Annotated in this window: 12 protein-coding genes; 4 read left to right on the top strand and 8 right to left on the bottom strand. The window is 60.2% G+C overall.

Features of this window, described 5'->3' with window-relative positions:
• Positions 1-30 precede the first annotated feature (30 nt).
• The gene (locus HF955_RS12070; protein WP_291075370.1) at positions 31-924 is read left to right on the top strand and encodes a LysR family transcriptional regulator; all 894 of its coding nucleotides are present in this window, start codon (positions 31-33) and stop codon (positions 922-924) included.
• Position 925: 1 nt separating this feature from the next.
• Here the strand turns inward: HF955_RS12070 and HF955_RS12065 are convergent, their stop codons facing one another.
• The 4 genes from HF955_RS12065 to proC all read right to left on the bottom strand — a co-directional run bounded on the left by HF955_RS12065 (position 926) and on the right by proC (position 6,926).
• On the bottom strand, positions 926-3,046 hold the full coding sequence (locus HF955_RS12065; RefSeq protein ID WP_367279794.1) for an alpha-glucuronidase family glycosyl hydrolase: 2,121 nt from the start codon (positions 3,044-3,046) through the stop codon (positions 926-928).
• 173 nt (positions 3,047-3,219) lie between these two features.
• A complete protein-coding gene (putP, locus tag HF955_RS12060) occupies positions 3,220-4,782 on the bottom strand; it encodes a sodium/proline symporter PutP (RefSeq protein WP_291075368.1) in 1,563 nt (520 codons plus the stop codon).
• 71 nt (positions 4,783-4,853) lie between these two features.
• Positions 4,854-6,107: a glutamate-5-semialdehyde dehydrogenase gene (locus tag HF955_RS12055; protein WP_367279793.1), complete on the bottom strand. Its 1,254-nt coding sequence runs from the start codon at positions 6,105-6,107 to the stop codon at positions 4,854-4,856.
• Between the two features lie 39 nt (positions 6,108-6,146).
• Positions 6,147-6,926 (bottom strand): pyrroline-5-carboxylate reductase, encoded by a 780-nt coding sequence (gene proC, locus HF955_RS12050; protein WP_291075366.1) that lies wholly within the window; start codon positions 6,924-6,926, stop codon positions 6,147-6,149.
• Between the two features lie 245 nt (positions 6,927-7,171).
• Between proC and proB the strand changes: the two genes are divergently transcribed.
• The gene (gene proB, locus HF955_RS12045) at positions 7,172-8,335 is read left to right on the top strand and encodes a glutamate 5-kinase (protein WP_027838483.1); all 1,164 of its coding nucleotides are present in this window, start codon (positions 7,172-7,174) and stop codon (positions 8,333-8,335) included.
• On the opposite strand, the gene HF955_RS12040 is transcribed toward proB, so the two are convergent.
• Both HF955_RS12040 and HF955_RS12035 read right to left on the bottom strand, forming a co-directional pair.
• Positions 8,336-8,812 (bottom strand): MarR family winged helix-turn-helix transcriptional regulator, encoded by a 477-nt coding sequence (locus HF955_RS12040; protein ID WP_291075365.1) that lies wholly within the window; start codon positions 8,810-8,812, stop codon positions 8,336-8,338.
• Positions 8,813-8,880: 68 nt separating this feature from the next.
• The gene (locus tag HF955_RS12035) at positions 8,881-10,428 is read right to left on the bottom strand and encodes an MFS transporter (protein ID WP_291075364.1); all 1,548 of its coding nucleotides are present in this window, start codon (positions 10,426-10,428) and stop codon (positions 8,881-8,883) included.
• 185 nt (positions 10,429-10,613) lie between these two features.
• Between HF955_RS12035 and HF955_RS12030 the strand changes: the two genes are divergently transcribed.
• Positions 10,614-11,120 (top strand): DUF3598 domain-containing protein, encoded by a 507-nt coding sequence (locus HF955_RS12030; protein ID WP_291075363.1) that lies wholly within the window; start codon positions 10,614-10,616, stop codon positions 11,118-11,120.
• Here HF955_RS12030 and HF955_RS12025 read toward each other — a convergent pair.
• Both HF955_RS12025 and HF955_RS12020 read right to left on the bottom strand, forming a co-directional pair.
• Complete coding sequence (locus HF955_RS12025) at positions 11,117-12,556, bottom strand: sodium/proline symporter (protein ID WP_291075362.1); 1,440 nt, start codon at positions 12,554-12,556, stop codon at positions 11,117-11,119. The two genes, HF955_RS12030 and HF955_RS12025, sit on opposite strands and share 4 nt — an antisense overlap.
• Before the next feature lie 17 nt (positions 12,557-12,573).
• Positions 12,574-13,521, bottom strand: coding sequence for a hydroxymethylglutaryl-CoA lyase (locus HF955_RS12020; protein ID WP_291075361.1), 948 nt, complete (start codon positions 13,519-13,521; stop codon positions 12,574-12,576).
• A 110-nt stretch (positions 13,522-13,631) separates the two neighbouring features.
• On the opposite strand from HF955_RS12020, the gene HF955_RS12015 reads away from it, so the two are divergent.
• Complete coding sequence (locus HF955_RS12015) at positions 13,632-14,819, top strand: CaiB/BaiF CoA-transferase family protein (protein ID WP_291075360.1); 1,188 nt, start codon at positions 13,632-13,634, stop codon at positions 14,817-14,819.
• Positions 14,820-14,858 lie beyond the last annotated feature (39 nt).

The following is a 14,858-nucleotide window of genomic DNA, read 5'->3' as shown; positions in this document are numbered from 1 at the left end:
CAATGACTGCATTTTCGCAGGTGGAAATTCATGAACTGGGACGATCTCCGGCTGTTGCTTGACGTCAGCCGTCACCCGCGCCTGGCGGATGTCTCCACGCGAACCGGCTTGGACCCCACAACGATCAGCCGACGACTGCGGCGGCTGGAAACGGACCTTGGGCTGGAACTGTTCGAACGCACGCCGAAAGGCCATGTGCTGACGCCGTTGGGCCAGAGCGTCGCCGACAAGGTGGAGGGGCTGGAACATACAGCGTCCGAGATTGCCGCTCTGTCAGACCGGGATGGGCCGCTTGCCGCCGGACGGGTACGCCTCGGCGTCACCGAAGGGCTGGGCAGCCTGTTGATCGCGCCCGCGATGGCAGACTTCGCGGCGCGCCACCCGCATATCGGGCTCGACATCATTGCGGTCTCCGGTTTTGTCAGCGTGCCGAAGCGCGAAGCCGACATGTCCATCATGCTGACCCGCCCGAAAGCGGGGCGCGTGAAAGTGCGCAAACTGTCGGACTATGTCCTGCAGATGTACGCGCATCCGGATTACCTTGCGCGCACCCGTCCGGTCAGACAGGTCGGCGACCTCGCCGAGCACGACCTGATCGGCTATGTCGACGATCTCATCTATTCCAGCCAGCTCCGCTATCACGAAGACATCGCCCCGGGCCTGACGCCGCGCTTCTGCAGCCCGTCCATCGTGGCCCAATGGCAGATGGCGCGTGAGGGCGCGGGGCTTGCGGTGCTGCCGCATTTCATCGCGGCGGGCGATCCGAACCTTGTGCATGTTCTGCCGGATCAGGTGCGCATTGAACGCGCCTTCTGGCTGGCCGTCCACGAAGATGTGCACGGCACCACCCGTGTTCGAGCGGTCCGCGAATTCCTGGACGACCTGTTTGCAGCGTCTGCAAACAGGCTCACCGGCGCTACCTGACCTATTCTCCCTGCCCCGGCGCATTGGGAAAGCTGAGCGCCTTGTAGTAAGCAAGATCATGCGCGGGCGGGGCAGCCCCCTCCGGCAGAGGCATGCCGTTCACGCTCTGCCAATAGGCAATGGAGGCATCGCGCCACCAGACCGCTTCCCGGGACTGGATGGCGAGAAAGGCTGAAACTTCTTCGAAGCGGTCTGCATCGATCTCGTCCTCCAGGGATGCCCATACTGCCTGCATCGCCGCGACCTGAGACACGCCGAGATCATAGCGGCGCACGAGTTCCTGCCAGAGCGTGTTGCCGTTGTCCAACTCATGATCCCAGCCGACACGGTGGAACCAGAGCAGCAATTCGTCCGGTACCGTGTCGAGGCTCGCCCATTCCTGAGCAACCGGGCCAGCATACTGATCCACTGCGCCCGAGCCGGTCTCCGTACGGTCAAAACCGACCGCTTCCTGCGTGGCCTTGTGATAGTAGTAAGGGGTCCAGTCCGCACGTCCGAGATCGTCTACCCAAGGCGCCGGACCGTAATGATGCCCAGTGCCCATCAGGTGGGTCAGCCCGAGCGGTGTCATGTAATTCACCACCGCTTCGCGCGACCCCATCATCATCTGGGTGATCGCGTCCGCAACTTCCGGGGCCCGGCTGAACGTCAATTCCGTCCAGTCGCGGGCAATCGCTTCTGCGGAAGCATCCGGATCCCAGGCCAACCGTCCGAAGGCGTACCAGTTTGCCTGGTCGAAGATCGACCCCGACCAGTTGCGGTCGCTGCCTATATTGGCAACGCCCGCCATGCCGGTGATCTCGTAACCATGCGCTGTGCCATCAATGATAGAGGCCACCGACGCGCGTTCGTCGACTGCATGGGTTTCCGCCGACAGGACTTCTTCCCAAAGCGTGCCCAGATAGGCCAGATGGGTCGAAAAGCCCAGATATTCCTTGGTGATCTGGAGTTCCATCATCAGCGGCGTTTCCGGCATCGCACCAAACAAGGGATGAAAGGGTTCACGCGGCTGAAAATCCAGCGGGCCGTTCTTGACCTGGACGAGAACATTGTCGGCAAACTGTCCATCAAGCGGCACAAACTCGGTATAGGCCTGCTTGACTCGGTCCTCCGGTTCCTCTGCGGAGTAGACAAAGGCTCGCCACATTACCTTCCCGTCATGGGGCGCAAGCGCCCGCGCCAGCATGTTCGCGCCCTCCGCATGACTGCGGCGATAATCCTGTGGGCCTGGCTGACCTTCGGAATTCGCCTTTACAAGGAAACCGCCAAAATCCGGCACATACGTGTAGATCTCGTCCACCTTGGCCTGCCACCAGGCTCGAACGGCAGGATCCCGCGGGTCCGCCGTCGGCAATCCGTCCAGTTCCATCGGCGCGGAGAAGCGCGCTGTGAGGTAGACCTTGATACCATACGGCCGGAAGACGTCGGCCAACGCCGCCACCTTTTCCAGATAGTGCGGCGTCAGCACGGTCGCGTCTGCATTCACATTGGTCAGGGAGACGCCATTGATACCAATGGAAGCATTCGCGCGGGCATAATCCGTATACCTTGGATCGAGATATCCCGGCAGCCTGTGCCAGTCCCAGATCGATTGCCCCGAATAGCCGCGCTCGACATGCCGGTCGAGATTGTCCCAATGGTTCAAGAGACGCAGTTTGGTTTTCGGACGCGACAGGATGTTCACGCCGGTGAGTTCCTCGCCGCGCGCCATGCGGAGAAGATAGTCGAATGTGCCATAGAGGACGCCGATGTCCGACTGGGCGGAGATCAGTGTGACCTGACGTCCGGAATGCTGGACCTCCCTGATGGCGAAACCTTCCGTTCCGACTTTCGCCGCAGGCGGCAGCGGCAGACCGGTCAACGCATCGGAACAGTCAGGACTGGCCAGAACCAGCGTGCCGCCCTCGAGCGTGTCCGTGCGTGGCAAACCGGCGCCAAGCATGGCTTCCGTCGCCCGGTCTATCTCGTCCAGCGCGGCTCGCAATGTGTCGGACGGATTCGAACAGGCCGCCATGACATGCCGAGGCGCGGATCTGGGCGGTTCACTTAGGGGCGCGTAGCGCAGCCACAGCTCATACCCGTCTTCCGCGAAGGCTGCCGGCACGCTGCCAGCTGCCACCATGGCGGTGATGAGGATGGCGAAGCGCCTGAAAAACTGTCTCACGATCATGCCCCGTTTCCTTCCACGAAGCTGTCTGCCTTTCGGTCACCGCTTCGATAATGTTTGCGTTATCATTTCATAACGCCGAAGGTAGGGCGTGTCACCGCCCCTCCGAACGGAGGGGCGGTGATGGGTCAGGACCCGTTGTTCATCGTGTCCGCCATGTCGTCGAAGCCGGCCGCCACTTTCGGCTTCACCGAACGGCCTATCGTGCTCACCAGCCAGGCCGCAGCGCCCGACAGGAAGAAGCCGGGGATCATTGCGTACAGCAGGGATTCCAGCGGAACGGGGCCGTCCTCGGTCGGCAATAGCGGGACGTAAAGCCAGACCAGAACGGTGATCGCACCGACAATCATGCCCGCGAGAGCTCCATCCCGGGTCAGACCACGCCAGAACAGGCTGAGCAGGATGATCGGGCCAAAGGCCGAACCAAATCCGGCCCAGGCATTCGACACGAGATCCAGGATGTTGCTGTTCGGATTGAAGGCCAGCGCAATGGCGACAAGACAGACCGCCACGGTTGCGATCCGCCCGATCAGCACCAGTTCCGACTGCGTCGCTTCCCGGCGGAAGAAGGTCTTGTAGACATCTTCCGTGATGGAACTGGACGAGACCAGAAGCTGGGAAGAAATCGTGCTCATGATGGCGGCCAGAATGGCCGCGAGCAGGAATCCGGCCACCAGCGGATGGAAGATGATTTGCGAGAGCAAAATGAAGATGGCCTCTGCGTCGGTCAGCTGTCCCCCGAGTTCATTCTGCTGAACATAGGCGACACCGACGGCCCCGACGAAGACGGCTCCGATGACCGTTACGATCATCCAGCTCATGCCGATCGCCCGGGCGGTCTTGATGTCCTTCAGCGACCGGATCGCCATGAAGCGCACAATGATGTGAGGCTGGCCGAAATAGCCGAGCCCCCATGCGAGCAGAGAGATCAGACCCAGCACGGTCATGCCTTCCGGCCACATGTCGAAGAATTGCTCCCGCGATGGGCCCACTGCCCCCGAATTCGGGTTCACATGTGCGGGTGCCTGCGCGATGGCGGCTTCCATGCCGCTCCAGCCGCCCACCACAAAGAAGGCAATCACGGGGACGAGGATCAGCGCGATGAACATGATGCAGCCCTGGACAAAATCCGTCAGGCTGACCGCGAGAAAGCCGCCGATCACGGTATAGGCAAGCACCACCCCTGCCGTGACGAACAGGCCAAGCTGGTAGTTCATGCCGAAGGCGGATTCGAACAGTTTCCCGCCCGCCACGATGCCGGACGATGTATAGACGGTGAAGAATACGATGATCACCAGGGCGGAAATGGTGCGCAGGGCATGACTGGTGTCGTGAAAGCGGTTTTCGAAGAAGTCCGGAATGGTGATCGAATCATCCGCCATCTCTGTGTAGATCCGCAGGCGGGGTGCAACGAACCGATAGTTGAGGTACGCCCCGATGGTCAGGCCAACGGCAATCCAGGCCTCCGAAAACCCGCTGACATAAATGGCCCCTGGCAAGCCCATCAGCATCCAGCCGCTCATGTCGGATGCGCCGGCAGACAGGGCGCCGACGGCGGGATGAAGGTTGCGGCCGCCCAGCATGTACTCGGAAACGTCGCTCGTGGACTCCCGGTAGGCATACAGTCCAATGGCCATCATCAGGACGAAATAGGCCCCGAGTGAAATCATTTCGGGAACGCTGATTGTCATATTGGTCTCGCTGTTCTCGTGAATTACGGAAAAGCGCGCCCCCCATGGTCGCGCTCAGGATATCTGCGTCTCTAGGGCCGGGTCTGGCCGTTTCCATGTACCAGATATTTGAAACTGGTCAGCTGCTCCAGCCCCACCGGGCCACGCGCATGCATCTTGCCGGTCGCGATGCCGATTTCCGCGCCCATACCGAATTCCCCGCCGTCGGAAAACTGTGTCGACGCATTGTGCATGACGACGGCGCTGTCGATGGAGGTCATGAACCGGCGGGCTGCATCCCTGTTCTCGGTCAGAATGGCATCCGTGTGACCGGACGAATGGCGGCTGACGAAGCCGATGGCTTCCTCGAGCCCGTCGACCACTTTCACCGATGCGATCGTGTCGAGATATTCGGTCGACCAGTCGTCATCGCTGGCCGGCGCCAGACCCGGTGCAATCTTGCAGGCCTCAGCGTCACCTCGAAGCTCGCATCCTTGCATGACGTCCACAAGCCGCGGAATGACGGTTTCGGCGATGGCGCGATCGACGACAATGCTCTCCGTTGCACCGCACACACCAGTGCGCCGAAGCTTGGCATTGCGTACCACTTCCAACGATTTCTCAATGTCCGCATCTGCATGGATATAGCTGTGGCAATTGCCATCCAGATGGAGAAGCGTCGGGACCTTTGCCTCATCCCGGACAAGCTCCACAAGGCCCCGTCCTCCCCGCGGGATGACCAGGTCCACATAGTCGACCGCGTGCAAGAGCGCGGTCACGGCGTTCCGGTCCGTGGTCTCGACTGTCTGGACGGCCGCCTCGGGCAGCCCGGCCGCCGAAAGCCCCTTCTGCATGCAGGCCACGATCTCCTGTGTGGAATGGCGGCTTTCGGACCCGCCACGCAGAATGACGGCATTGCCGGACTTCAGGCAGAGCGCGCTTGCATCTGCGCCAACATTCGGCCGGGACTCGTAGATCATGCCGATCACGCCGATCGGAACGGCGACGCGCTCAATGGTCAGGCCGTTCGGGCGTTGGGTCGTCGATAGAAGCCGCCCGACAGGGTCGGGAAGCTCCGCGATCTGCTCGAGCGCCGCGGCCATGGCCTCCACGCGCTCATCATTCAGACGCAGGCGATCAATGAAAGAGTCCGGACGACTGTCCGCGACGCTGTCGACATCCGCCTTGTTGGCGGACAGCAGCGCAGCCTTCGACTCGCGGAGCGCCGCGGCTGACGCGCGCAATGCTGCATTCTTCTGCTCCGTCGTCGCGGTCAGCAGGGCCTTTGCCGCGTCTCGGGCATTCTGGCCAAGTCCGGAAATGTAGGCGTTCAGTTTTGAATCCAATGTGGTCAAGTCTAGTCCTCTGGGTTCGTGTTCAGGTGCCTAGCGCAGCTCGATGGCGCGCTTGTAGGCAGCCTCGGTCGTGGCTTTCAGCAAGTCTGACAACTTGCCCTCTCCGTTCAGGGCTTTCAGTCCGGCTTCGGTTGTACCGTTTTTGCTGGTCACGGAGTTTCGCAGGGTTTCAGGTGGTTCCCCGGTTTCAAGGATCATGCGCACAGTACCGTCCAGCGTTCCCAGAACAAGATCCCGGGCCTGGTCTTCACTGAAACCGAGGTCTTTCGCCGCCTCGATATATGCCCGCGCAATCTCGAAGACGTATCCCGGACCGCTGCCTGCGACTGCGGTCACTCGGTCGATCTGGTCCTCATCGTCCACCCATACCGCCGTACCGGCGGCCTGCATGAGGTCTTCGACCGTGTCTTTGTGGTGATCGGTCGCGTCCGCGCTCGCATACAGGCCGGCAACTCCGGCACCGATGGCGGACGGCAGGTTCGGCATGATCCGGACGACCGGGAATCCGGGCAGCGCCAATTGGAGCCGCTTTACCGAACACCCCGCTGCGATGGAGGCGACAGCACCGGTCTCTGACAGGACGCTCTGATACGCAGGCAAAATCTCGTCGATCATTTGCGGTTTGATCGCGACGATCAGCAAATCGAACTTTTCGTCTCCAAGCGCGTTGATGTCCTTGAAAAGCCGTGCCCCCTCTACGGGGGCCTCAAGGAACGGGTCGATGATGGTGTAGGTGTGCGATGTTGCGCGCATCCACTGGGTCAGCAGCGCGCCACCCATTTTACCACATCCGACGAGAAGTATTTTCATGCCCATTCGTTCCTTTGTCCGTTCGGTCCGCGAGATAATAGGATTTATTTAGAATTCAAATAATTCATTACAGATGCACAAGGTTCCCACCCTCGCCATATTGCCGCCCATTTTGTTCCATCATGGGCTTTTGAGAAAAGGAAATGAGTCGCTGCAGTTTGTCTCATGGTATTTTGTAAGCGAAATATTTGCATCCCTTCCCAAACCTAACTATGTCCGCCCCTAAGCAACCACCGGAGCCCAATTTGCCTTCCAAGAAACGCATCGTCGTGAAAATCGGATCGAGCCTGCTCGCCAACCCGGACCTTCTCACACCGCGCTGGGCATTCATGCAACGGCTGTTAGAAGACATCACCAAATTGCGGAATGATGGATACGAGGTCGTCCTGTGTTCGTCCGGCGCCGTGGCGCTGGGCCTGAACATGTTGAACGAGACCCCGGAAACCGCTGGCCTGCGGGACAAGCAGGCCGCTGCCGCATGCGGCATGCCTCTATTGCTGAATGCCTACAAGCAGGTCGCGCACGAATTCGGATTCGATATCGCACAAGTGCTCGTCACCCTCCAGGACATGGAGGAACGCAAGCGCTTCCTGAACACCAAGAACACGGTACACCGCCTGCTGCAGGGCGGTATCCTGCCGATCGTGAACGAGAACGATTCGATCACGACCGAAGAAATCCGTGTCGGTGACAATGACCGTCTGGCCGCCAAGGTCGCCCAGATGATCCAGGCGGATCATCTTGTGATCCTGACCTGTATTGACGGACTTTATGACCGGAACCCTGAAGAGCCGGGCGCAAAACTGGTCGAGGAAGTGCATGATGTCAGCGAGTATATCGCGGTGACCGAGGGCACGAGCAGTCTCGGCAGCGGCGGAATGCTCACCAAGATGCAGGCTGCCAACATGGCCCAGAATGCCGGCTGCACAACGCTGATCGCAAATGGGGAACATGAAGCGCCGGTGTCTTCCGTTCTTTATGATGAGCGCCCGCATACGAAATGCCTGGCTCACACCAAGCCCGCTTCAGCCTGGGCAACCTGGCTGACAGACCGCCTTCAGATCGCCGGCAGCATTGTCATCCGGGACGAACTGGCCAACAGCCTGTCTGACAGTCCGGAACACGTCCTGCACGAAGACATCAAGTCCATTCAGGGGCAGTATGTGAAAGGCGACGTGATCCACGTCTATGATGAACGTGGGGAGGAAATTGCCCGCGGCATGACCAATTTCTCGTCCGAAGAGACCATGGTCCTGGCACGCCATCCGGAAATCTCGCCAAAGGAGTTGCTGGGCTATCAGACGGGTGGAACGGTGATCAGCCGCGAGAACCTGATTGTTCTCGAAGACCGGCACCTGCTGTGGGACAAACCGGACGAAGAGACGATGGTGGAAGTTGCCGAAAGCTGATCAGCTCTCTTTCTGCAAATCCCCGACTTCCAGAATGGGTGCGGCATCGAGACTGCCAGCATTCATCATGGCGGCGAGCCGCTGCACTGACGAGATCAGCAGACTCTGCTCCCACAATTCAAGAGAATCGAAGCGTTTCAGGAATCCTTCCTGAAGCGCTTCCGGTGCCTCTGCCAGCCGCGTGAGTCCAGTCTGCGTGATCACGATGTCGATCGCGCGACGGTCCGTCTCGTTCTTCTGACGCTCGACCAGACTTGCAGCCTCAAGCCGGTCCACAATCGATGTAATGGTGGCCTGGGACAGATGCACCTGGCGGGCGATTTCAGACGGCTTGATCGGTCCTTCGCCGGCCAGTGTCTGGAGGACCAGCAATTGCGGCGCCGTCAGTCCTGTCATCTTGGCCAGGCGCTTCGAATTGAGATCGATGGCGCGCGTGATTTGCCGGATCGCGGTCAGAAGGTCTTTATGCTGGGGCATGCCCCATACCTAAAGAGCCCTCCGACGCGGCGTCAATCAGGACAACTGTCGATAAATCAGCACCTTGATCAGGCGTGAGCCGTTTCGACCGTCTCCTCGGCCTCCGCAATCGCCTCGGCATGATCCCCCTCTTCGGTGTATCGATATCGTCCGAGGAACAGGAGCGGCACCGTCGAGACAAAGAGGATTATGCCGGCAGTAGTCAGCGTGAATTGCCAGTCCTTGCCGAGCAGCAAGCCGGTTTCCCACTCGATCAGCTTGATGCCGCTGCCATTGGCAAGATTGGTCATGATGCCCGGCCCGAGACCTGCCCCCATCCCGAAGAAGGCATAGATCGAGCCATAGATCGCGGAATAGGCCCGCATGCCGAAATATTTTGAGACCATGTAGGCCATGAAGTCGTACTCGACGCCCGCGCCGAACCCGATCATCAAGATGGCAATCGTGGCGGTGTTGGCGTTGACATCGGGATGACCGAGCAGCCAGAGCGCAAAGGCCGGAGACGCCAGGAAGGTAAAGGCAACGGCCGGGGCCCAGAACCGGTCGATCAGGAAACCGCCGATCACACGTCCGCCCAGCACGGCTAGACCGGTCAGGGTTGCAAGGCCGACGGCCTCATCCATTCCCATGCCCGATTGGGTCAGGACCTGTTCGATGTTCGGAATGACCGCTCCGACCGCGTAGGAAATCGGCACGAAACAGATCGCCAGGAGCCAGAATCGCCAACTGCGCAGCGCTTCCCGAAGCGTCATGCCGGGGAGGATGACCGCCTCGCCATTGTCGTGCTTCTTCACTTCCGGCGGCTTTGTGCCGACCTTGAACAGCAACATGCAGACAACCGGAATGAACACGAGCGGCATGTAGGCGAACGGAAGTATATATTCGAACCGCACACCATTCTTGGCAATGGATTCAAGAACCTGGCTGATCACGATCCCACTGAAGCCCAGCGCACCGATGAAGCTGACCATGAGAATGGGGATCTTGAACCGGGTGAGAGCGGATTCAGATGCCGGGACATCATCCACATCGCGCAATGCAACCAGCGAGAGTGGGAGCGAAATCACGAGCGGGAGACACCCCACCGCAACATAGGCAAGGCGCCAGTCAGAATGCTGCACCATGAATTGCGCGAAGTATTTGGCCAGCGCCCCGAACACGCCCGTCGTGATCAGGGCGATGCCGAGGGCGATTCCGCGATTGGCCTTGAACCAGTTTGCCACCGGGCGCGTGAAAGTGATCGGCAGGGTTCCAACGCCTGACATGGCCAGCAGGAGCCAGAGCAGGATGTAGAGGGATTTGGATCCGGTATTGAGAGAGATTGCCATCAGAGACAGCGAGAAAGTGATGATGGACACCAGCGCCACGCGCCGCGCCCCGAACTTCTCGGCCAGGATACCGATGATCGGCGCGGCGGCCATGCTGCCAAATGTGTAGACCGCCAGGGCGTTGATGATGAACCCGACGTCCCATCCCTGCCCGCCGAACTCCGCCAGCAGGGGCGGGATGAAAACACCGATCGTGTAGAAAGGCAGCGGGGACATGCCCAGCCCGATGCCGACAGAAGCAGCCGCCAGAACGGGCCATCCTCGCCGAAATTCTCCGGATTTCTCCATTGGTGACGCTCCTCTCTTTCATCAGCCCGGGTATTGGTATACCAAATATGTGACAGGTCGAGGCCAAAACTTCACATCGTGTCGTCGCAGCCCTGTCTGACCTGGTTTTAATCACGATATCCAACCGGCGCTTTCTCACGCTGATGCGTGCGCCTGCGCAACAAGAACATACAGGACCCGATCCGATGCAGCCCACTGTCACCGCTTCCGAACTGAAGAAACTCCTCCCCCTGCTGGCCCGACATGAGGGCGTTTGGGAGGGCGTCTACCGGGTGTATGATGCAGACGGCAATAAGACGGACGAACACCAATCCCGCCTGATCTGCCGGTTCCCGGATGAGGGCACTCCCTATCACCAGACCAATCATTACCGCTGGGCTGATGGCCGGCGCGAGGTGCGGGACTTTCCGGCGAAGATCAAGGACGACCGGCTGTTCTGGGACAATGAATTCATCAATGGCTGGGCCTGCGATGTGAAACTGGACGATTACAACCGGACCACAATGCTCAACTGGACCCGCACGGGTGAACCGGATCTCTACCTGTATGAAATGATCCAGCTGTCGGATGACGGACAGGCGCGCTCGCGCGTTTGGCAATGGTTCAAGGCGGACCGTCTCTTCCAGCGCACCCTGATCGATGAAAAGCGCGTCTCGGACGATTGGAAAGCCTATGACGGGATCGAGTTCTAGGACTTCCCGGATAACCTTGCCGGCCCTGCGGATGACTGCAGGGCCGCAGACAGGACCAGCGGAAGAAACGCAAGCGCCCAGGGAACGGTCCGTGCCCAGACCGCTCCGGGACCGGATGGCAGGACGAACTCGAATGCCACAGACGCTGCAAAGCCGGTAAGCAGCGACAGCAGCACCGCTCCGCCTGCGGCTCTGTACCCTGCGGCACGCATGACAACTGTTGGGCCGAAACTGGCACCGAGCGCCGTCCATGCAAACAAGGTCCGCTCAAAGATGGTGGATGGCAGTTCGAGTGTCACGAATACTGCCGCCAGACAGACTCCCGCAACTGCCAGCCGCGAAACGAGCACTTCCCGGCCCCCGGACAATTTTCCGAGTCTAAGGTCATGGCTGATCGCCGCGCCGGCGACGAGCAGCTGACTGTCCACGGTCGACATGATGGCCGACAAGGTCGCCGCAACAATGACACCCGCCAGAACGGTAGGCAGCGCCAGATTCGCGATTTCGAAGAAAACGCCTTCCGCCGGGGCGTCTGCGCCGAAGATCACGCGTCCGGCGAGACCCAGCACGGCCATGCCCGTATAGACGAGCGCCGCCCAGACAATCGCGACCCCCGCACCACGCACGCGCGCTTTCCTGTCCCTTGCGGCCATGATCCAGGCAATGAGGTGCGGCTGGCCAAGCGCACCGAAACCGGTTGCCGACAAGCCGACCACGAAGCCGATCGCCGCCATGCCTTGCGCACCCCCGAAGGGCTGCGAATAGACTGGCGGCATGGTGGCCATCGCCTCGCTGACCCCGTCAATTCCGCCTGCATAGAACAGCCCGACCACCGGCAGAATGATGGCAACGGCACCGATCAGAAGCCCTTGCAGCGTATCGATCAGTGACACGGCCAGAAAGCCACCAAGAAATGTGTAGATGAGGATGATACCGGCGCCGAGCAGGACGCCGGTTGTCAGGCCGGTGTCGAATATGCCGTCAAAGGCAACCCCGGCGCCCTGGAATTGCGATGCGATATAGTACGAGAAGCAGAAGACGATCATGATCGACGCGGCGATCCGGATACATCCTGCCATGCGCGCCGATGTCCCGGCGGACAGGAAATCGGACAGGGTGACATGGCCTTCACTGCGGCTGGAGCGCTGAAGGATGGGCCCGGCATAGAGCCACACAACCGCGTAGCCGACGAGGATCCCCGGCACCATCCAAAGCGCGGACGGGCCGACGGAATATACAAAGCCGGAAAAGCCGAGCAGCACCCAGGCACTGGAACTGGACGCCGCATAGGCCAGCCCGGCGACCCAGGGGCCGAGATTGCGTTCACCGAGAAAGAAACTCTCTTCGGTCTTCGCCTTCCGCGTCGCCCAAACACTGATTGCAACGAGCCCGAGCGCATAGCCCACCAGCGTAACAAGAGCAGGTAGAGTGTTCATTCGGCCTCGCCAGATCTTCAGGCAGGCTCTGGCACAGGCGCGCCGGCAAAGCCAAGAGGCAGACCTGCATTCGGCGTGAATCCGTAAAGCTCTTCTTCCGGGAGCCCCTCAGCCAGAAGTGCCCGCGCCTCGAACAGTCCCTCAAGGCTGACGCCGGTGTTCACGCCCATGGATTCAAACATGAAGACGAGGTCTTCCGTCACGATGTTGCCGCTGGCCCCTGGCGCAGTCGGACATCCGCCCAGTCCGCCAAGCGAACTGTCGAAGGTGGTGATCCCCTCCTCATACGCCGCAAGCGCATTGGCGAGACCGAGCCCGCGCGTATTGTGGAGGTGAACGCCCGTGACATTCGCGGCACCAATCGCGCCCCGGACGGCGCGGATCAGGTGCCGCACGGATGTCGGATCCCCGTACCCGGTCGTGTCAGATATTCCCACTTCGCTGCAGCCGGCGTCCATCAGACGTTCAGCGCATTTCAGAATCACGCGTTCGTCAATCGGGCCTTCCAGCGTGCAACCAAACGCTGTCGAGAGAGAGCCCTCGAAATGCGGCCGCTTGTCTTCGGGAAGCGTCGAGATGAGATCCGAAATGCGGCGCGCCTCCTCGATGACCTGATCATGCGTTCGACGGATATTCCGGATCGAATGGGTTTCGCTGACCGACAGGGGCAGCGTGATCTTGTGCGCGCCGGACTTGATGGCCAGTTCCGCACCTTTCAGGTTCGGGACCAGAACGGCGACTTCGAGCCCCCTAATTTTCACTGCATGTTCAACGACCTGTGCGGTGTCCGCCATTTGCGGCAGAAGCTTCGGCGACACGAAGGAGCCGACCTCGATCTCGCGCAGGCCTGCCTTGGACAGCGCGTCGATCCAGCGATTCTTGGTAGCTGTCGGCATGATGGATTTGCAGTTCTGCAACCCGTCACGCGGCCCGACCTCGCTGATAAGCACCTCACTCGCCGTCATGCCATCCTACCTTTCTCCAACTTTCAACATTTCACCTCTGGATTTCCCAGAGAAGCGATTGCCATAAATGATATATCCTTTAAAACGGTTGGAAGCCAAGGGTATTGTTCATGACTGTTTCTTCGAGACCGCTAGACGGAATTCGCGTGGTGGAATTCACGCACATGGTGATGGGGCCGGCCGCAGGGTTGATCCTCGCGGATTTGGGCGCCGAAGTCATCAAGGTCGAACCGATTGGCGGCGACAAGACCCGTCGCCTGAAAGGGTCAGGTGCCGGCTATTTCTCGATGTACAATCGCAACAAGAAAAGCCTCTCGATCAACCTTAAATCAGAGGATGGCGCACGCGTCGCAAAAGAATTGATCGCCCAAAGCGATGTGTTCATCGAAAATTTCCGTCCGGGTGCGCTGGACAAGCTCGGGTTCGGCTATGACACCCTGCGACAGCTGAATCCCGGACTGATCTATTGCTCGGAAAAAGGCTTTCTTCCGGGCCCGTATGAACACCGCACCGCTCTGGACGAGGTGGCTCAGATGATGGGCGGGCTGGCCTATATGACCGGCCCTCCCGGGCGCCCCTTGCGGGCCGGGGCGTCGGTGATCGACGTTACGGGCGGCATGTTCGGCGCGATCGCAATTCTCGCCGCTCTCCAGCAACGCCAGCACACCGGATCGGGCCAGCAGGTTTCCGCATCGCTCTTTGAAACAACGGCCTTCCTGGTCGGACAACACATGGCCCAGTACGCCGTCACGGGGCAGCCCGCCGCGCCAATGCCGGCGCGTGTCTCGGCCTGGGCGGTCTATGACGTGTTCGATGTGAAAGACGACGAGAAGGTCTTTGTCGGCGTTGTTTCCGATGGCCAGTGGAAATCCTTCTGCGCGGCATTCGATCTGACCGATTGGGCAAATGATCCGGATCTCTCGGAGAACAACAACCGGGTTGCACGGCGGGATGAAATCATCCCGGTTCTGCGGGATCTCTTTGTGACCTACACCAAGGAGGCGTTGATGAACCGGCTGGAACAGACCGGCCTGCCCTTTGCCCCGATCACGCGTCCGGAAGACCTGTTCGAGGATCCGCATCTCAATGCCAAGGGCGGCCTACTGGATCTCGAACTGCCCGATGGCGGACGGGTGAAGCTGCCGGCCCTGCCAATCACGATGGACGATGAGCGGTGCGGACTGACCCTCAATCCGCCGAAAATCGGCGAGCACAGTGTCGAAATCCTCGCTTCCCTCGGATACGCGCCGGACGAGATCCAGAAATTCCTCGGAGAAAGCCTGGTCGATGCAGTCTAGTTTGCCGGACGCTCCACGAGAGCCAGCCCGGCGCGCCAA

Source organism: Hyphomonas sp. (assembly GCF_017792385.1).
Classification (GTDB): Bacteria; Pseudomonadota; Alphaproteobacteria; order Caulobacterales; family Hyphomonadaceae; genus Hyphomonas.
Note: the sequence above shows the minus strand (reverse complement) of the source record. Positions and strands in the feature narration are given on the sequence as shown.

Bases quoted from the DNA above. Each gene is read 5' to 3' on its own strand.
- HF955_RS12070 (WP_291075370.1), top strand. From the start codon at position 31: ATGAACTGGGACGATCTCCGGCTGTTGCTTGACGTCAGCCGTCACCCG.
- HF955_RS12065 (WP_367279794.1), bottom strand. From the start codon at position 3,046: ATGGTGGCAGCTGGCAGCGTGCCGGCAGCCTTCGCGGAAGACGGGTAT.
- putP (WP_291075368.1), bottom strand. From the start codon at position 4,782: ATGACAATCAGCGTTCCCGAAATGATTTCACTCGGGGCCTATTTCGTC.
- proC (WP_291075366.1), bottom strand. From the start codon at position 6,926: ATGAAAATACTTCTCGTCGGATGTGGTAAAATGGGTGGCGCGCTGCTG.
- HF955_RS12040 (WP_291075365.1), bottom strand. From the start codon at position 8,812: ATGCCCCAGCATAAAGACCTTCTGACCGCGATCCGGCAAATCACGCGC.
- HF955_RS12035 (WP_291075364.1), bottom strand. From the start codon at position 10,428: ATGGAGAAATCCGGAGAATTTCGGCGAGGATGGCCCGTTCTGGCGGCT.
- HF955_RS12030 (WP_291075363.1), top strand. From the start codon at position 10,614: ATGCAGCCCACTGTCACCGCTTCCGAACTGAAGAAACTCCTCCCCCTG.
- HF955_RS12025 (WP_291075362.1), bottom strand. From the start codon at position 12,556: ATGAACACTCTACCTGCTCTTGTTACGCTGGTGGGCTATGCGCTCGGG.
- HF955_RS12020 (WP_291075361.1), bottom strand. From the start codon at position 13,521: ATGACGGCGAGTGAGGTGCTTATCAGCGAGGTCGGGCCGCGTGACGGG.
- HF955_RS12015 (WP_291075360.1), top strand. From the start codon at position 13,632: ATGACTGTTTCTTCGAGACCGCTAGACGGAATTCGCGTGGTGGAATTC.